General features: G+C 62.1%; 20 protein-coding genes. 14 read left to right on the top strand and 6 right to left on the bottom strand.

The genetic code is table 11. The features are described from left to right. Nucleotides 1-56 precede the first annotated feature (56 nt). Nucleotides 57-1,649: an alkaline phosphatase family protein gene (locus tag ACODSP_RS27625; RefSeq protein WP_488968722.1), complete on the bottom strand. Its 1,593-nt coding sequence runs from the start codon at nt 1,647-1,649 to the stop codon at nt 57-59. Nucleotides 1,650-1,843: 194 nt separating this feature from the next. Here ACODSP_RS27625 and ACODSP_RS27620 point away from each other — a divergent pair, with 194 nt between their 5' ends. From ACODSP_RS27620 to cysS, 7 genes are all read left to right on the top strand, one after another. Next, nucleotides 1,844-3,136 carry a replication-associated recombination protein A gene (locus tag ACODSP_RS27620; RefSeq protein ID WP_488968721.1) on the top strand — a complete coding sequence of 431 codons (1,293 nt, stop codon included), beginning with the start codon at nt 1,844-1,846 and terminating at the stop codon, nt 3,134-3,136. A gap of 40 nt (nt 3,137-3,176) precedes the next feature. Beyond that, entirely contained in the window at nt 3,177-3,917 is a 741-nt protein-coding gene (locus ACODSP_RS27615; RefSeq protein ID WP_488968720.1) for a DUF433 domain-containing protein, read from the top strand. Further along, nucleotides 3,914-4,318 carry a PIN-like domain-containing protein gene (locus ACODSP_RS27610; RefSeq protein WP_488968719.1) on the top strand — a complete coding sequence of 135 codons (405 nt, stop codon included), beginning with the start codon at nt 3,914-3,916 and terminating at the stop codon, nt 4,316-4,318. The genes ACODSP_RS27615 and ACODSP_RS27610 overlap by 4 nt, the downstream gene beginning before the upstream one ends. Nucleotides 4,319-4,322: 4 nt before the next feature. Further along, nucleotides 4,323-5,036: a DUF6250 domain-containing protein gene (locus tag ACODSP_RS27605; protein ID WP_488968718.1), complete on the top strand. Its 714-nt coding sequence runs from the start codon at nt 4,323-4,325 to the stop codon at nt 5,034-5,036. Between the two features lie 91 nt (nt 5,037-5,127). Then, entirely contained in the window at nt 5,128-6,294 is a 1,167-nt protein-coding gene (locus ACODSP_RS27600) for an adenylate/guanylate cyclase domain-containing protein (protein WP_488968717.1), read from the top strand. Nucleotides 6,295-6,353: 59 nt separating this feature from the next. Next, nucleotides 6,354-7,712, top strand: a complete 1,359-nt coding sequence (gene gltX / locus ACODSP_RS27595) for a glutamate--tRNA ligase (protein ID WP_488968716.1) — start codon at nt 6,354-6,356, stop codon at nt 7,710-7,712. Between the two features lie 54 nt (nt 7,713-7,766). After that, the gene (gene cysS / locus ACODSP_RS27590) at nt 7,767-9,140 is read left to right on the top strand and encodes a cysteine--tRNA ligase (RefSeq protein ID WP_488968715.1); all 1,374 of its coding nucleotides are present in this window, start codon (nt 7,767-7,769) and stop codon (nt 9,138-9,140) included. Between the two features lie 133 nt (nt 9,141-9,273). On the opposite strand, the gene ACODSP_RS27585 is transcribed toward cysS, so the two are convergent. Continuing rightward, a complete protein-coding gene (locus ACODSP_RS27585) occupies nt 9,274-9,462 on the bottom strand; it encodes a hypothetical protein (protein WP_054169569.1) in 189 nt (62 codons plus the stop codon). A gap of 99 nt (nt 9,463-9,561) precedes the next feature. Between ACODSP_RS27585 and ACODSP_RS27580 the strand changes: the two genes are divergently transcribed. Then, a complete protein-coding gene (locus ACODSP_RS27580) occupies nt 9,562-10,407 on the top strand; it encodes an AAA family ATPase (RefSeq protein WP_488968714.1) in 846 nt (281 codons plus the stop codon). Between the two features lie 117 nt (nt 10,408-10,524). Here the strand turns inward: ACODSP_RS27580 and fliP are convergent, their stop codons facing one another. The 4 genes from fliP to ACODSP_RS27560 are packed head-to-tail and all read right to left on the bottom strand — an operon-like array spanning nt 10,525 to nt 12,298. Continuing rightward, entirely contained in the window at nt 10,525-11,283 is a 759-nt protein-coding gene (gene fliP / locus ACODSP_RS27575) for a flagellar type III secretion system pore protein FliP (protein WP_488968713.1), read from the bottom strand. Then, a complete protein-coding gene (locus ACODSP_RS27570; protein WP_488968712.1) occupies nt 11,280-11,600 on the bottom strand; it encodes a flagellar biosynthetic protein FliO in 321 nt (106 codons plus the stop codon). The genes fliP and ACODSP_RS27570 overlap by 4 nt, the downstream gene beginning before the upstream one ends. Beyond that, nucleotides 11,601-11,948 (bottom strand): hypothetical protein, encoded by a 348-nt coding sequence (locus ACODSP_RS27565; RefSeq protein ID WP_054169565.1) that lies wholly within the window; start codon nt 11,946-11,948, stop codon nt 11,601-11,603. Further along, a complete protein-coding gene (locus tag ACODSP_RS27560; protein ID WP_054169564.1) occupies nt 11,945-12,298 on the bottom strand; it encodes an EscU/YscU/HrcU family type III secretion system export apparatus switch protein in 354 nt (117 codons plus the stop codon). Before ACODSP_RS27560 ends, ACODSP_RS27565 begins: the two co-directional genes overlap by 4 nt. 315 nt (nt 12,299-12,613) lie before the next feature. Between ACODSP_RS27560 and flgB the strand changes: the two genes are divergently transcribed. From flgB to flhB, 6 genes are read left to right on the top strand one after another with little or no spacing between them, the layout of a single operon-like run. Further along, the gene (flgB, locus tag ACODSP_RS27555; protein ID WP_488968711.1) at nt 12,614-13,018 is read left to right on the top strand and encodes a flagellar basal body rod protein FlgB; all 405 of its coding nucleotides are present in this window, start codon (nt 12,614-12,616) and stop codon (nt 13,016-13,018) included. Between the two features lie 35 nt (nt 13,019-13,053). Next, nucleotides 13,054-13,467 (top strand): flagellar basal body rod protein FlgC, encoded by a 414-nt coding sequence (flgC, locus tag ACODSP_RS27550; protein WP_054169562.1) that lies wholly within the window; start codon nt 13,054-13,056, stop codon nt 13,465-13,467. A 34-nt stretch (nt 13,468-13,501) separates the two neighbouring features. Beyond that, on the top strand, nt 13,502-13,810 hold the full coding sequence (gene fliE, locus ACODSP_RS27545; protein ID WP_102111085.1) for a flagellar hook-basal body complex protein FliE: 309 nt from the start codon (nt 13,502-13,504) through the stop codon (nt 13,808-13,810). Between the two features lie 21 nt (nt 13,811-13,831). After that, nucleotides 13,832-14,125 carry a flagellar biosynthesis protein FliQ gene (gene fliQ / locus ACODSP_RS27540; protein ID WP_054169560.1) on the top strand — a complete coding sequence of 98 codons (294 nt, stop codon included), beginning with the start codon at nt 13,832-13,834 and terminating at the stop codon, nt 14,123-14,125. Beyond that, entirely contained in the window at nt 14,125-14,889 is a 765-nt protein-coding gene (fliR, locus tag ACODSP_RS27535) for a flagellar biosynthetic protein FliR (protein WP_102111087.1), read from the top strand. The genes fliQ and fliR overlap by 1 nt, the downstream gene beginning before the upstream one ends. A gap of 15 nt (nt 14,890-14,904) precedes the next feature. Beyond that, the gene (gene flhB / locus ACODSP_RS27530; protein WP_488968710.1) at nt 14,905-15,984 is read left to right on the top strand and encodes a flagellar biosynthesis protein FlhB; all 1,080 of its coding nucleotides are present in this window, start codon (nt 14,905-14,907) and stop codon (nt 15,982-15,984) included. Nucleotides 15,985-16,212: the final 228 nt, after the last annotated feature.

The raw sequence follows: 16,212 nt of genomic DNA, 5'->3' as shown, positions 1-16,212 counted from the left end.
CGCCCGGCGCGGCGGCAGTCGCCGCCGGAGCTGTTTCCAGTCAACCGAAAACAGCTCTAGGGTTGCTGGACACGCGCGATTTCCGCTTCGATCCCGTTGATCAAAGCTTCCACCGTGTGTCCATGTTCCAGCACGCGCATCATGGCCAGATCCAGGGTCAAGGCGGTCAGCGTGCCGCCATGCAAGCGCTGGAGCAGCAGGGGCAGCACCTTCAATTGCAACGGTGTGATCGGGCTTTGCGATGGCGGCGGCGGATCGCGCAGGATGGCGGCGTGCGGGGGGGACAGGTTGACCGGTGGCACATCCTGGCGCGGTGTGTCGCGGTTGATCACCTGTTCGAAGGTCGGGGCATTGTCCACGCGCGCGCCAAGGCCCCACTCTGCCCGTGGTACCCCCATCCAGGTCAGGATGGTGGCAATGACCGACGTGTGGTCGAACGGTACCGGCGTGGATGACCGGACCACCGTTTCCGCCTCGATATAGGGCGAGACGAAGATCGTGGGCACGCGCACGCCGAACCGGTCGAACCCGAAGCCCTGTTCCAGGGGATAGGGCGGCTGACCCGTCCCCCAGGGCGGGGTGGCGCCCCAGGGCGGCGGGACATGATCATAGGTGCCGCCATGTTCATCGAAACTGATGACCAGCAGGGTCTTTTCCCAGACCTTCCGGTTCGCGGTCAGCGCGTCATAGAGCTGCTTCAGGAAATCCTCGCCCGGCCCGTTCTCACCCGGTGGGTGGAAGGAATTGCCGTTGCTGACCAGATTATGGCGCAGCCAGGACGGCTCCAGATAGCTGAAGCGGGGCAGCGTATCGTCTGTAATCGCCTGGAACAGCGCACTGGCATCGGTCAGATGCGTGTGGTGATCGGGAATGTCGAAGGCGCATTCCGTCAGGCAATAGACGCCCAATTGCCGGGTCTGGTGATAGATCATCCAGTCCGATGGCTTGTCATACCCGTTGCGGCAGAGCACGTCCCAGATGCTGGGCGTTTGAAACCTGTCGGGCTTATAGCCCAGCAGCGTCGTCTGGTTGTCAACAAACCCCTGGGAGTTGCCGCAGACCGAGAAGGCCCGGTTGGCGAAGGTCTGGGTCGGTACCGACGCGAACCACAGATCGGAAACCGCGAAATTACGGGCCAGGCCGTTCAGGACAGGCAGGTCCTCCGGGCTGTTGGTCTCCAGTATCTGCAAGGCCTCGTCGGGGCTGATCTGATGGCTCAGCCTTTTTGCCAATTCACCAAGCGCGCCGCCCATGTCGGCCACCGGCGCCAGCGTTCCCTTCAAGGCTGTGGAATAATCCTGGAGGAAACCCGCCATGGTGGCCGGGGTGCCCGGCGGGAGCGGTGATTGCGGGTCCCGTGGGCCGAAAAGCTGAATATTCACATGTGCATGCGGTTCATGCGGGTCGAAATGCGGAACACCGTCCTGGAAAACGCCGCGCTGTACCATGTGCGGCGTATCGGGGTCGTGAGCAAAGCAATTGTAATACCCGCCACCCCATAATCCATGGAACCGCCGATCATCGGGGCGGCCACCGATCACCTGTTTCGGCTGGTCACCATTCTCGTACAGCCAGCCCAGGATATTGTCGAAAGACCGGTTCTCCAGCATGTAGTAGATGACATGCTTGATCTGGGGCATCATCGTCATGGTTCAGCCTTTCACGTGGATTTTAGCGGGCATATGAACATAGTATTTTCAATTTATCAGCAATATTGGTCATACACCTAAGATGTAGGCCGCTTGACGGTTGAGGCCGGTGTGCGCCCATGGACATTGCCGTTACCGCACCCAATCTGGGATGATGGGAACGGAGTGGGATCGGCTGATCAGGGATTTGCCACGTGTCGGGTTTGTTTGAAGCACAGGCGCCAAGGCCGCTGGCCGACCGGCTGCGGCCACAAAGCCTGGATCAGATGGTGGGGCAGGATCACCTGCTGCGCCCTGACGGCCCCATTGGCCGCATGATCCGCGCGCGCCGGCTGGTCTCCATGATCCTGTGGGGGCCACCCGGATGCGGCAAGACCACGCTCGCCCGGCTGCTGGCCCAGACCACGGATTTGCATTTCGAACCGCTGTCGGCGATTTTCAGCGGTGTGGCCGACCTGCGCAAAGTGTTTGAGGCGGCGAAGTCGCGCCGGCAGGCGGGGCAGGGCACCCTGCTGTTCATCGACGAAATCCACCGTTTCAACCGGTCGCAGCAGGATGGGTTCCTGCCCTATGTGGAGGATGGGACCGTCACCCTGGTGGGGGCCACGACGGAAAACCCCAGTTTCGAACTGAACGCCGCCTTGCTGTCGCGGGCGCAGGTGTTTGTCCTGAACCGTCTGGACGATGCCGCCCTGGAAAATCTGTTGCAGCGGGCGGAGGCGGAGGAGGGGCGGCCCCTGCCGCTGGACGCGGATGCAAGGGCGTCGGTCAAGGCGCTGGCCGATGGTGATGGACGCTACTGCCTGAACCTGTGTGAGGAGCTGTTCGCCCTGCCGGCGGACAAGATCCTGGACACAAACGCCCTGGCGGCAGCGGTGCAGCGGCGCATGCCGCTTTATGACAAGGCGCAGGAGGGGCATTACAACCTGATCTCTGCCCTGCATAAATCTCTGCGCGGGTCGGACACGGATGCGGCTTTGTACTGGTATGCCCGCATGCTGGCCGGGGGCGAGGACCCGCGCTACATCGCGCGGCGCCTGACCCGTTTCGCGGTGGAGGATATCGGCATGGCCGACCCGGCGGCCCTGACCCAGGCGACGGCGGCGTGGGAAGCCTATGAACGGCTGGGTAGCCCGGAGGGCGAGTTGGCCATCGCGCAGCTTGTTGTCTATCTGGGCACGGCGCCTAAATCCAACGCCGCCTATACCGCCTATAAGGATGCCGTGCGGGCGGCGAAGGAGACGGGCAGCCTGTCCCCGCCCAAACATATCCTGAACGCCCCCACCAAGCTGATGAAGCAGCTGGGCTATGGTCATGGCTACAATTACGACCATGACACGGCAGACGGGTTCAGCGGCCAGAACTACTTCCCCGAAGAGATGGGGCGGCGCGAATTCTATCGCCCCGTCGAACGTGGATTTGAGCGGGAGATCAAGAAACGCCAGGATTACTGGGCGCGGCTCAGGACGGAGAAGGGTGGGGGGTGATTGCGTCCCGTGACTTTCCATCCTATCCTAAAATGAATGATTGCTGGACAAGAATCGCATGAATTTCGTGGCAGCAAAGGCAGACGGACCGAACCTGATCGGTATCGGCCTTTACACGGCGTCGGAAGCTGAAAAGCTGATCGCTGTGCCTGCTACGCGTATCCGCCGTTGGCTTTTGGGCCATGCCTATCGGCGTGATGGGCAGCGTCAATGGTCTGATCCCTTGTGGCAGCCGCAGGTACCGCGTCTGGGCAAAGATATAGAGTTGGGCTTTCGCGACTTGCTGGAACTGCGCTTTGTCGAGGCTTTTCTGCAAGCTGGCTTGTCATTGCATGCGATCCGCAAGGCATTGTGCGTTGCGCGAGAGGTGACGGGGCTTTCCCATCCCTTTGCCAGTGCGCGGTTCCAGACCGATGGTCGCTCCATCTTCTTGCGGGTGGCGGATGAGTTTGATGGTGAACAGGTTGAACCCGTATTGATCGACCTGTTACGCAAGCAATATGCGCTTGGTCGCGTGATCGAGCCCAGTCTGAAGGACCTGGATTTCGACGCCGACGGCATTGCTGCCCGGTGGTGGCCGATGGGGAAAGCCAAGTCCGTGGTGCTGGACCCGGCACACGCATTTGGCCGTCCCATGATAGCAGGTGCCGGCGTAACCACCCGGACCCTGGCGGATGCTGTTACGGCGGAAGGTTCCGTCGATCAGGTGGCCCGGCTCTATGAAGTGCCGGTCGCCGCCGTGCGAGAGGCTGTCGCCTTTGAAAGGCGGCTGGCGGCGTGAAGCGGTTGCTGGATAACAACCTGCCGCCCGTCATGGCCCGATCGATCCAGCTTCTGGTCGCTGGTGACGGCCACATTGCCGTGGCCTTGCGGGATAGATTTCCCGCCAATACGCCGGATGTGGAATGGCTTGGGATTCTTGGCGCGGAAGGCGGCTGGTCCATCCTGACACTGGATCAGATGATTGCGCGGCGCCCTGCTGAACGCCTTGCCCTCCATCGCAGCCAGGTTACAGCCTATTTCATGGCTGCGGCCTGGCAGAAGCTGACCACGCTGGAGAAGACGGCGCGTCTGCTGTTGTGCTGGCTTAAACTATGTCAGGCGGCGACGCTGGTTCGTGCCGGTGCGCTGTTCGAACTGCCGGTCAATGCCGGCTCTACATTGCGTCAGATCAGGCTTTAACCTTATGCACCGCCGCACCTTCCTCCTTTCCGCCGCCGCCCTTTCCGCCGTGCGCCCGGCCATCGCTGCACCCTCCGGCCTGTCGCTGGGGGAGGTCATCCATGAAGATGACTTCCGTGACGGTCTGGGCCAGTGGCTGTTGCAGGCCCACCGGCCGGGCACCGTAACCGCTGTCGATGGTGTTCTGGATATCGATGTGCCGGCGGGAACGTCGCTGTGGTTCAAGTCTCGTCTGTCCGGTCCCATCGCCATCCGGTATGAGGCGCTGATGGTGGCGCAAGGGGGCCCGAATGACCGGTTGTCGGACTTGAACGCCTTCTGGATGGCTAATGATCCGGGTGCGGCCAATGGCGATGCACTGGCCAAAGCGCGGACGGGCAAGTTCGAGGATTATGACGATCTGGTCCTTTATTATGTGGGCCAGGGCGGCAATTCCAACAGCACCACGCGCTTTCGCCGTTATACGGGGCGGGCGGGTGATCGGCCCCTGCTGCCGGAGAATGACCGGCGGCTGCCGGCGGATATGCTGGTCGGCAATGTCTGGCAGACGGTGACGCTGGCCGCTGTCGGGTCGCGCATCCGCTATTGGCGGGATGACCGGCTGCTGTTTGATTTCGAGGACCCGGCCCCCCTGACCAGCGGCCATTTCGCGCTGCGGACGACGCAGAGCCATCTGCGGGTGCGGAATTTCCGTGTGTATCGGGCGGGTTACATCTGATTTGGTCAGGCCACGCCTGCGTTAACCGGTACTTGCGCCGAATGGGTTGCCGCCCCAATCTTAGGACGCCCGTTGCCGGAGAGCCCGCCCCTTGAACGCCTTCCTGTCCGACCGCGTCCGTTCCATCGCCGACTGGTTGCTGCTTGAAGGCAACCAGTTGTTCGATATCGACCTGCTGTTCGCACAACTGGTCGACCGGATTGCCACGTCCGGCATTCCCATCGGTCGCGTATCGCTCAATCTGGAACTGCTCCATCCCGAAGTGGTGGGGGAGGGGCGTGTCTGGTTGTGTGGTCAGGCCACCGGCACGCACCGGCTGAACCGTGTCGATACCGACATGTCGGAATATCTGAATTCCCCTGTCCACCGCGTGGATGAAACGGGGGAGCCGTATCGCCTGCGCTTGGCGGTGGATGATACCGACATGCCGCTGCTGGCCCGACTGAAGCGGGAAGGGTTCCAGGATTATTTCATCGCGCCCATCCAGGTGCAGGACAAGCACCGGTCGGCGGCCATGTCCTTTGCGGCCAAACGCACGGCATTCAGCGATCAGGACATTACCGACCTGACCCATATCGTGGCCGCCGTGTCGCCGATCCTGGAGGCCCGCGTGGTGCGCAACATCGCGCGCGACCTGCTGGCGACATATCTGGGCGCCGGGGCCGGTGACCGGGTCTATGCGGGGCAGATCTCCCGCGGTGATTCCGACCATATCTTTGCCGCCATCCTGTTCGCTGACCTGCGCGGCTTCACCCGTTTCACCGCCGACAACCTGTCCACCACCGTTCTGGAGCGGTTGAACCATTGGTTCGACCTTGCCGTGGACGCGGTGGAGGCGCATGGCGGTGAGGTGTTGAAATTCATGGGCGACGGCATGCTGGCCATCTTCCCGGCTGATATGATGAACCCGCGTGAGGCGTGTGGCCATGCCCTGGCCGCCGCCGCCACCTTGCACAATGCCGTCACCGCCTGGAACGAGGCCTGCCCCAGCGGGCAGAGCCGGATCGATTACGGCCTGTCGCTGCATCTGGGCCATGTCGCCTTTGGCAATATCGGCGGCAAGCGCCGGCTGGATTTCACTGTGGTCGGCCCCGCCGTCAATCTGGCCAGCCGTTTGCTGGAGGTGGCGAAGGTGCTGGACAGCCATTTCGTGGTCTCCACGGCCTTTGCCGGCTGTTCCGGACGCGCCATGCGGTCGGTCGGCGTGCATGACGTGCGGGGATTGGATCAGCCGGAAGAGATTTTCGTGCCCTGTTGATAGCGCCCATGCTATCGCTGCACGCCCATCTTTTCCCCTGACCAGCCTGATCCCGAGCCATGAACGTCGCCGTCCGCTTCGCGCCCAGCCCGACCGGCCATCTGCATATCGGCAATGTCCGCACCGCCATCATGAACTGGCTGTTCGCGGCCCGGCATGGCGGCAGCTTCATGTTCCGTCTGGACGACACGGACGAGGAACGGTCCACCCAGGCCTTCGCCGATGCGATTGCTGAGGATCTGACCTGGCTGGGCCTGACCTGGGACCGCCATGCCCGCGAGTCCGACCGCTATGGTCGCTATGCCGAGGCAGCAGAAGCGTTGAAGGCTGCCGGGCGTCTTTACCCCTGTTATGAGACGCCGGAAGAACTGGGCCTGAAGCGCAAGGCCATGCTGGCCCAGCATCGCCCGCCTATCTATGACCGCTCTGCCCTGCGCCTGACCGATGCTGACCGCGCGCGGCTTGAAGCTGAAGGAAGGCGTCCGCATTGGCGGTTCAAGCTGAACCATGCCGACATCACCTGGGACGATCTGGTGCAGGGGCACAAGCATTTCCGAGGTGCCGACCTGTCGGACCCCGTGCTGATCCGCGAGGATGGACGCCCGCTCTATACCCTGACGTCGGTCGTAGATGATCTGGACTTCGCCATCACCCATATCGTGCGCGGTGAGGACCATGTCACCAACACGGCGGTGCAGGTGCAGCTGTTCGAGGCCATGATCGGCGTCGAAGGCAAGGGTGCCGTCCCCAGTTTCGCCCACCTGCCCCTGGTCGCGGGATCAGAGGGGGAGGGGCTGTCCAAGCGCCTTGGTTCCCTGTCCGTGCGGTCGCTGCGCACCGAAGAGGGGGTGGAGCCGCTGGCCCTGACCGCCTATCTGGCGCGGCTGGGCACATCGGACGCCATCGCCGCGGCCAGCAGCCTGTCCGAACTGGCCGACGGCTTCGACTTCGCCAAGTTCGGGCGCGGTACGCCGAAATTCGATGCTGATGAGCTGATGCGCCTGAACGCGCAGGTCCTGCATGCCGCCCCCTTCAGTGCTGTTGCCGACCGTCTGGTCGCGCTGGGCATGGTGGGCGTGGACGAGGCGTTCTGGCTGGCCGTGCGGCCCAACCTGTCGCGCCTGTCGGATGCACAGGAATGGTGGGCCGTGACCAAGCAGGCGGTGACGCCGTTGGTCGATGATGCCGCGTTTCTGGCCAAGGCCGCAGAACTGCTGCCCGACGGTGCCTGGGATGACACGACCTGGGGTGTCTGGACCAAGGCCGTGTCGGCGGCCACGGGGGCCAAGGGCAAGGGCCTGTTCCTGCCGCTGCGCCGGGCGCTGACCGCCCATGATCATGGGCCGGAGCTGAAGACCCTGCTGCCGCTGATCGGGCGGGAACGGGCGCTGGCACGGCTGTCGGGCTGTACGGCCTGACCCGCTGCTATTATCTCTAATGACGACCTTTCTGCTGACGGAAAGCCTGCTCCCATGACCCTGTCGCTCTACAACACGCTGCTGCGGACCAAGGAAGTGTTCGCGCCCATCGACCGGACCCATGTGAAGCTCTATGTCTGCGGCCCGACCGTTTACGACTATGCCCATATCGGCAATGCAAGGACCTTCAGCGCCTTCGACCTGCTGGCCCGCCTGCTGAAGCACCTTTATCCGACGGTCACCTACGCCCGGAACATCACGGATGTGGATGACAAGATCATCGAGCGGTCGCACCAGTCGGGCGAACCCATTGACAGCGTGACGGCGCGCACGACGGCGCAGTTCCATGCCGATATGGATGATCTGGGCCTGCTGCGCCCCGATATCGAACCGCGCGCCACGCGGCATATCGGCGACATGATCGCGATGATCGAGGCGCTGATCGCCAAGGGCTTTGCCTATGCAGCCGAAGGCCATGCCCTGTTCCATGTGCCGGCCATGACCGATTATGGCCAGCTGTCACGCCGCAGCCAGGATGAGCTGATCGCCGGTGCGCGGGTGGAGGTTGCCCCCTATAAGAAGTCGCCTGCCGATTTCGTGCTGTGGAAGCCGGCCAAGGATGGCGAACCCGGCTGGGACAGCCCCTGGGGCAAGGGTCGCCCCGGCTGGCATATCGAATGCTCTGCCATGACGGCGGCGCATTTTGGCGAGGTGTTCGATATCCATGGCGGCGGCCTGGACCTGATCTTCCCTCACCATGAGAATGAGATCGCGCAGAGCCGTTGCGCCCATGGCACCGCCGTGATGGCCAATGTCTGGCTGCATTCCGGCTTCCTGACCATCGCCGGCGACAAGATGTCCAAGTCCCTGGGCAACTTCTACACGGTGCGCGAGCTGCTGGACGCGTTTCCGGGTGAGGCGCTGCGTCTGGCCATCCTGTCGGCCCATTACCGGCAGCCGCTGGATTTCACCAAGGAGAAGGTGGCCCAGGCGCGTCAGACGCTGGATCGCTGGTACGGGGTGCTGCGCGCGGCGGGCGATGTGCCGGCGGGTGACATCCCGGCGGAGTTCATGGCCGCCCTGTTGGACGATCTGAACACGCCGCTAGCTATTTCTGTCCTGCATGAACTGGCCAATGCCTACCACAAGGCGGGTGACGATGCCGGGCGTATGATTGCCGCATCCGCGCTTAAGGCTGCCACCAACCTGTTGGGTTTCCTGACGCAAGCCCCGGAAGCCTGGTTCAAGTGGCAGCCGGCGGGCGCGTCCGGCCTGGATGACGCCGCCATCGAACAGGCCATTGCCGACCGTCTGGCCGCCCGCAAGGCCAAGAACTTTGCCGAGGCCGACCGCATCCGCAATGATCTGGCCGCCCAAGGTGTGATCTTGGAGGACGGGCCGAAGGGAACGACCTGGAAACGGGGGTAGAGTTTGTCGGATTAAGGTGAGGCCTGAACCGTCCCGTAGGTCGCGGGTGAACGAGAGTGAACCCCGACGAACGACGGCACCAATGATGTCGGGGTTCGCCTTCGGCTCACCCCGACCTACGGCTGGCCTGACCTTAAGCCCGTTCCACCTCTTCCAGCGCCCAGTCAAAGGCCGCCGCCTCTTCCTCCTCATCGCCCGGCAGGGTCACATCCTCGTCCAGCGTCTCTAGTGTGATGCGCAGGCGTTGACCCGGCACGATACCAAGCCGTTGGAAAATCTCTGATAATTGTTCGGGCGTGACGTCGTTCAGAACCTGCCGCATGTCCGGGGCCTCCGTGTGACGATGTTTTCAGGGTAGCCATTCCGGGCCGTTCCGGCAATGATGCCGCGCTAACCCAATGGCCCGAGCGCAGCAGAGACCATGACCCGTTTCCAAGGCACCCAGGATTACGTCGCCACCGATGACCTTCGCGTCGCCGTGAATGCCGCCATCACGTTGCAGCGTCCGCTGCTGGTGAAGGGTGAACCCGGCACCGGCAAGACGGTTCTGGCGCAGGAGGTGGCAAAGGCGTTGGGCCGACCGTTGCTGTCCTGGCATGTCAAATCCACGACCAAGGCGCAGCAGGGCCTTTACGAATATGACGCGGTCAGCCGGTTGCGCGACAGCCAGCTGGGCGACCCGCGCGTCAAGGACATCAAGAACTATATCCGCAAGGGTCCGCTCTGGAACGCGTTCGAGGCGGAAGAGCCGCCCGTCCTGCTGATCGATGAGATCGACAAGGCCGATATCGAGTTCCCGAACGATCTTCTCCAGGAACTCGACCGTATGGAATTCTTCGTCTACGAGACGGGGGAGACCATCAAGGCGGCCAAGCGGCCCGTGGTCATCATCACCTCAAACAATGAGAAGGAGCTGCCCGACGCCTTCCTGCGCCGCTGCTTCTTCCATTATATCCGCTTCCCCGACGCCGACACGATGTCCCGCATCGTGGAGGTGCATTTCCCGGACCTGAAGGCTGAGCTGCTGCGCGACGCGCTGACCCTGTTCTATGAGGTGCGCGACGTGCCGGGCCTGAAAAAGAAGCCCAGCACCTCGGAACTGCTAGACTGGATCCGCCTGCTGCTGGTGGAAGATGTGTCGCCGGAAACCTTGCGTCAGCGCGACCCGAAAAAGCTGATCCCGCCGCTGCATGGTGCCTTGTTGAAGAACGAACAGGATGTCCACCTGTTCGAACGTCTGGCCTTCCTGGCACGGCGGAATTCCTGATCAATTGGCATGGGGTTTCCGCGGATTACGCTGCGCTAATCCGCGCTACGCCTCAGCCCGAAGCAATCGTAGCGCGGATTAGGCGAAGCCGTAATCCGCGGAGCCGCGGTTGGGTTCCTACAGCTCCCCGAAGCTCTGGACCAGCGATCCGACGATCAGGTACCAGCCATCGATCAGCACAAAGAAGATCAGTTTGAACGGCAGTGAGATCATCGCTGGTGGGAGCATCATCATGCCCATCGCCATCAGCACCGATGACACCACCATGTCGATCACCAGGAACGGTACAAAGACCAGGAACCCGATCTCAAAGCTGCGCTTCAGTTCCGAGAGCATGAAGGATGGGATCAGGACATGGATCGGCACATCTTCCGGCTTGGCAACGGGCGCCGTCTTTGACATGTCCATGAACAGCTGAAGGTCACGTTCGCGCACGTGCCGGGACATGAAGGCGTGGAACGGTTCCACCGCCCGCTTGAAGGCCGTGATCTCGTCGATCTCTTCATTGATCAGCGGGCGCAGGCCCCGGTCATAGGAGGCCTGGAGCGTCGGCGCCATGATGAAGAAGGTCAGGAACATGGCCAAGCTGACCAGCACCTGATTGGGCGGCACCTGCATGGTGCCCAGCGCCGAGCGCAGGAAGCTGAGCACGATGGTGATGCGGACAAAGCAGGTCATCATGATCAGGATGCTGGGTGCCAATGACAGCACCGTCAGCAGCATCACGAACTGGATGATGCGGCCCGTGCCGCTGGCCCCCTGGTCACCTAAGTCGAGTGACAGGCTTTGCGCCGCCGCCGGCCCCGCCGACAGCAGCATCAGGCCCAGCAGCGGCAGCGCAAGGCGGCGGCAAAGCAACAGCATAGGCGCCATCATGGTGCGGACCCCGCCTGTTCTTGGCGGTCCAGCGCCGCCTTGAAATCCCCCGGCGGAATGATCCCCGTCTCCACCACCCGGTCCTCCCCGATGCCCAGCAGCAGCAGATGTTCCACCCCGTCGCGCCGCACCAGCACCAGCCGGCGGCGCGCGTCGAGCGCCATCACCTCCACCACGCTCAGCCTTTTATCACCTTTCCGGCGTACGGCCAGCCCGGCGGCGGGCCCATAACGGCGCAGCAGAACCGCGAAAACCGCGATCAGCGCCAGAACGGCACCCAGCGCCAGGATCAGCCGCAGGTAATTGGCCGCGTCCATTCACATATCCTTGCCGGTACGATAGGCTTGGGCGGCGCGCATGCGGGTGGCGTGCGTCTCCCGTCCCCCCAGCTTGTCACCATGCACGCGTTCCAGCGTGCCTGCCACCTGATCCAGCGCCGCCATCACCTGTTCCAACCGGGGCAGCAGCGATCGCGCCTGTGGCGGCGGCAGGGCCAGGATGGTGTCCAGGATGGGCTTCACCTCCCGCTCCAGACCATAGAGATCGACCATCTCTCCTTCGCCCAGGGTCTTGTCGCCCTGGGTCAGCAGCGACAGCAGGCTGTCCAGCGTCTGACCGATATCGTCGGGAGCGGGCAGGGTGGGGATGGTGGGATTGTCGGTCATGGCGTTGTCGGCCGATCCAGGGGCTTCAGGTCAAGTTCGCCGGCGCGTTCGTTCAGCGTGCCATTGGCGCGGTACACATGGGCAAGGATTTCCGCCACGGCGGCGATGGCTTCAATGGGAATTTCGCTTTCCACATCGACGGCGGCAAGAATTTCCGCAAGGTCAGCATCGGTGCGCACCTTTACCCCATGGGCAAAGGCCAGTTCCAGGATCTGTTCGGCCACCGCGCCATGTCCGCTGGCCACGATGCGCGGCAGGCTGGGATCGCCCCGTTCATGCCGCAGGGCCACGGCCACCTGTCGGCGGGCGGGGGCGGGTGGGGGGCTTTCTGGCGGTGGAGGCAACGGCATGGCCCTTGTCGGATGTGCCATTCCGGGCGCGAAACCACCCTTGCGGCAGAAAGCATCCTAGCAGATGCGATTGTCCTGTGCGAGGCGGCTTCGCGCATGCGATTTCACGTTCCTTGGCGTCGCACTTGCGCTATGTTGGGAATGAAAACCGCTGGGCCGCCCCTGGCCCCGTGGTTTTGTCCCCGCAAAAGGCGGGCGGGGTGGCCGAAAACCCACCAGAACAGCCGAAAATGGCGCGGAAATTGCATTAAATTTGGTCTGGAGAAGGTGCCTGTCGGGTGCCTTCATGGGCAAGGATGGAAGAAGGGTATAGCCATGGATCTGAAGGATAGCGGCATATTCCGCCTGATGTCGGACAAGATGGCCTGGCATAATCAGCGGCAGGAGGTTCTGTCCAAGAACATCTCCAACGCCGATACGCCGGAATTCCGTCCCCACGATCTTGTGCAGTTCGACTTCAAGAAGCAGCTGCGCGAAACAGCCCGCATGCCGCTGGCCGGTGGCGAGAATGGTCATCTGTCCGGCACCATCGTGTCGAAGACGGGTTTCAAGGATGGGCAGGAACGCAACCCCTATGAAACCGCGCCCGCCGGCAATGCCGTGGTCCTGGAAGAACAGATGATGAAGGTCGGCCAGAACGCCATGGAGTACCAGACCGTCACCAACCTGTACCGCAAGCAGGTTGGCATGCTGAAAACCGCGATGACGCCGCCGCGTTAATGCGCGCTGCTGCTGGCTGTTAGGGGGAACGGAACATGGATCTGATGAATTCGATGGCGGCATCGGCCGCCGGCATGAAGGTGCAGGGCACCCGCCTGCGCGTCATCGCCGAAAACCTGGCCAATGCCAATTCCACGGCCCCGTCGCCGGGCGATCTGCCGTACCGCCGAAAGGTGGTGATGTTTCAGAACGCGCTGGACAAGCAGATGGAAACCGATCTGGTCCAGGTCAAGAAGATCGACGTGGACCGCAGCGACTTCCAGCGCCGGTACGATCCCGGCCACCCGTCGGCGGATGCCGATGGCTATGTGCTGCTGCCCAATGTCAATTCGCTGGTGGAAAGCATGGACATGCGCGAGGCGCAGCGTTCATACGAGGCGAACCTGAACACGCTGGACGCCACCCGTTCCATGATCATGCGTACCATCGACCTGCTGCGTTCCAACTGATTGACCCGCCCCTCCGGACAGAAGAGACAGAGCCATGGCCATTCCCATCAGCGGTGCCGCCGCCGCCTATGCCAGTGCCGCCACCCGCGGCCTCAGTGCGCCTTCCCGGTCCGGCCCGACGGAGGGGCCGTCCTTTGGTGACATGCTGGAAAGTGCGGTCGGGCAATCCATCCAGACCATGCACAAGGGCGAGGAGATGACGGCCAAGGGCGTTCTGGGCAAGGCCGATCTGGCCGATGTGGTGAATGCCGTCACCAATGCCGAGGTGACCCTGCAGGCGGTGGTGAATGTGCGTGACAAGGTGATTTCCGCCTATCAGGAAATCCTGCGCATGCCGATGTGACGGCGGGGCCAGGACCGGATCATGAATGAGGCCGAAGCCATCGAGATCGTGCGCGATGCGCTGTTCACCACGATCATCGTCAGCCTGCCCTTGATGTTGATCGCGCTGGTGGTCGGCCTTGCCATTTCCCTGTTCCAGGCGCTGACGCAATTGCAGGAACAGACGCTGACCTTCGTGCCGAAAATCCTGATCCTGTTCACGGCCATGGTGTTCCTGCTGCCCTTCATGAACGGGCATCTGAAGGTTTTCACCGAACGGATCATGGACCGCATCATCGCGGTGGGGACCGGCGTCGATAACGGGGATGATGGCTGATGTCGCTGGATGCGATCCTGGGCGGGTCCGTCTATGCTTTCCTGATGATTTTCGTGCGGCTGGGTTCCGCCTTTCTGATCATGCCCGGCTATGGCGAGCAGTTCGTGTCGCCCCGCATCCGTCTGCTGTTCGCGCTGGCCGTGTCGTTCATCTTGCTGCCCATTCTGCTGCCATCCATGCCGAAGCCGCCGGCCAGTCCGGCTGATCTGACGCTGTTGATCATTTCGGAGGCGATGATCGGCATCTTTCTGGGGACTATTACCCGCATGCTGATGGCGGCGCTGGAAACGGCGGGGATGCTGATCGCCAATCAGGTGGGGCTTTCCGCGGCGCAGGCCTTCAATCCGGCCATGTCATCGCCGGGCAATGCGATCTCCTCCATCCTGGGTGTGCTGGCCCTGATGCTGATCTTTGCCACCGATATGCATCACATGCTGCTGCTGGCGGTCGTTGACAGCTATTCGCTGTTTCAGCCGGGGCAATGGCTGCCTATCGGCGATGTGGCACAGCATCTGACGCGTGTGATGGCCGACAGCTTTCTGATCGGGATGCAGCTTTCGGCACCTTTTACCGTGATCGGGCTGCTGTTCTATCTGGGTCTTGGCCTTATTTCGCGTATGGTGCCGCAGATTCAGGTGTTCTTTGTCGGTGCACCGATCCAGATCCTGCTGGGCCTGTTGTTGCTGGGCCTCAGCCTGACGGCACTGATGACCTTCTGGCTGACCCGGTTCGAGGGTCAGCTTGTCAATATCCTGCAGCTGTGATGGGGAGGGCGCGCCATGGCTGAAGATCAGGATGACGACAGCAAAACAGAACAACCTACTGGCAAACGGCTTCAGGAAGCCCGTGATAAAGGTCAGGTCCCGAAGTCGCAGGAATTCACCCACCTGTTCGTGCTCACGGCGTCACTGGTCCTGATCCTGATGGTCCTGCCCTGGTCTTTCGGACGGATATCAGCATCCATAAAACCCTTTATTGAGCAACCGCATGCCATCGTCATTGACGGGGGCGTGCTGTCCAATGTCTTCACCGACCTGATCACCAGCACCTTGATCTCAATGGTGGTGCCGCTGGTCATCCTGCTGATCGCTGGTGTTACCGCCTCTATCGTGCAGGTGGGGTTTCTGGTGACGACGGAGAAGCTGTTTCAGTTTGATCTGAACCGCCTGAATCCTCTGCCTGCCCTGGCGCAGAAATTCTCGATGAAGAATCTGGTGGAGTTCCTGAAATCGCTGGCCAAGCTGGTGATCGTCTCCATCGTTGTCTACATCATGCTGCGACCCCTCTGGGATTCGGTCGATCACTTCATTTCGATGTCGATCATCGACATCGTGAAGGAGACGCAGCATCTGGCCGCCAAGATCATTTTCGCGGTCATCCTGGTGCTGCTGACGCTGGCCGGCGCCGACTATATCTATCAGCGCTATACGTTCATGAAGCAAATGCGCATGACGAAGCAGGAGATCAAGGAAGAGTTCAAACAGGCGGAAGGTGACCCGCTGATCAAAGGCAAGATCCGGCAACTGCGTATGGAACGCGCCCGCAACCGTATGATGGGCAATATTCCCACCGCCGACGTTGTGGTGACCAACCCCACCCACTATGCCGTTGCCTTGAAATATGATCCTGCCGTGATGGGCGCGCCGACTGTCGTGGCCAAGGGCGTCGACCATCTGGCCATGCGCATCCGCGAAATCGCGGAGGAACATGATGTGCCTTTGATCACCAACCCTGCCCTGGCCCGTGCGCTTTATGCAACGGCAGAGGTGAATGAGGAAATCCCCACCGATCATTACAAGGCGGTGGCGGAAATCATCTCCTATGTCTTCAAGATGAAGCGCAAGCCCATCCCCCGGTGACCCCGGTGATGCCCACCCCTAGAGCGTGTTTCCGTTGACCGGAAACCGCTCTAGGGTGCGTTGAGATTCAGGGCATGGTCTTTCTAACCCATTGAAACTCATAGATTACCTCCCCGGCGAAGGCCGGGGCCCAGGGGCCAAGCGCCCGACCTGTCAGCAGCGTCGATCAGCGGAGCTTCGAGGTTTGAGCCTGTGACCCCTGGGCCCCGGCCTTCGCCGGGGAGGCAG

The organism is Niveispirillum sp. FG156, assembly GCF_057809555.1.
This window is presented reverse-complemented; position numbering and strand designations above follow the sequence as displayed.

Coding starts and splice junctions, on each gene's coding strand:
- ACODSP_RS27560 (WP_054169564.1), bottom strand. CDS start 12,298: ATGCCGTTGCCTCCACCGCCAGAAAGCCCCCCACCCGCCCCCGCCCGC.
- flgC (WP_054169562.1), top strand. CDS start 13,054: ATGGATCTGATGAATTCGATGGCGGCATCGGCCGCCGGCATGAAGGTG.
- fliQ (WP_054169560.1), top strand. CDS start 13,832: ATGAATGAGGCCGAAGCCATCGAGATCGTGCGCGATGCGCTGTTCACC.
- ACODSP_RS27625 (WP_488968722.1), bottom strand. CDS start 1,649: ATGACGATGATGCCCCAGATCAAGCATGTCATCTACTACATGCTGGAG.
- flgB (WP_488968711.1), top strand. CDS start 12,614: ATGGATCTGAAGGATAGCGGCATATTCCGCCTGATGTCGGACAAGATG.
- fliR (WP_102111087.1), top strand. CDS start 14,125: ATGTCGCTGGATGCGATCCTGGGCGGGTCCGTCTATGCTTTCCTGATG.
- flhB (WP_488968710.1), top strand. CDS start 14,905: ATGGCTGAAGATCAGGATGACGACAGCAAAACAGAACAACCTACTGGC.
- ACODSP_RS27570 (WP_488968712.1), bottom strand. CDS start 11,600: ATGGACGCGGCCAATTACCTGCGGCTGATCCTGGCGCTGGGTGCCGTT.
- ACODSP_RS27585 (WP_054169569.1), bottom strand. CDS start 9,462: ATGCGGCAGGTTCTGAACGACGTCACGCCCGAACAATTATCAGAGATT.
- ACODSP_RS27565 (WP_054169565.1), bottom strand. CDS start 11,948: ATGACCGACAATCCCACCATCCCCACCCTGCCCGCTCCCGACGATATC.
- gltX (WP_488968716.1), top strand. CDS start 6,354: ATGAACGTCGCCGTCCGCTTCGCGCCCAGCCCGACCGGCCATCTGCAT.
- ACODSP_RS27580 (WP_488968714.1), top strand. CDS start 9,562: ATGACCCGTTTCCAAGGCACCCAGGATTACGTCGCCACCGATGACCTT.
- ACODSP_RS27605 (WP_488968718.1), top strand. CDS start 4,323: ATGCACCGCCGCACCTTCCTCCTTTCCGCCGCCGCCCTTTCCGCCGTG.
- fliE (WP_102111085.1), top strand. CDS start 13,502: ATGGCCATTCCCATCAGCGGTGCCGCCGCCGCCTATGCCAGTGCCGCC.
- fliP (WP_488968713.1), bottom strand. CDS start 11,283: ATGATGGCGCCTATGCTGTTGCTTTGCCGCCGCCTTGCGCTGCCGCTG.
- cysS (WP_488968715.1), top strand. CDS start 7,767: ATGACCCTGTCGCTCTACAACACGCTGCTGCGGACCAAGGAAGTGTTC.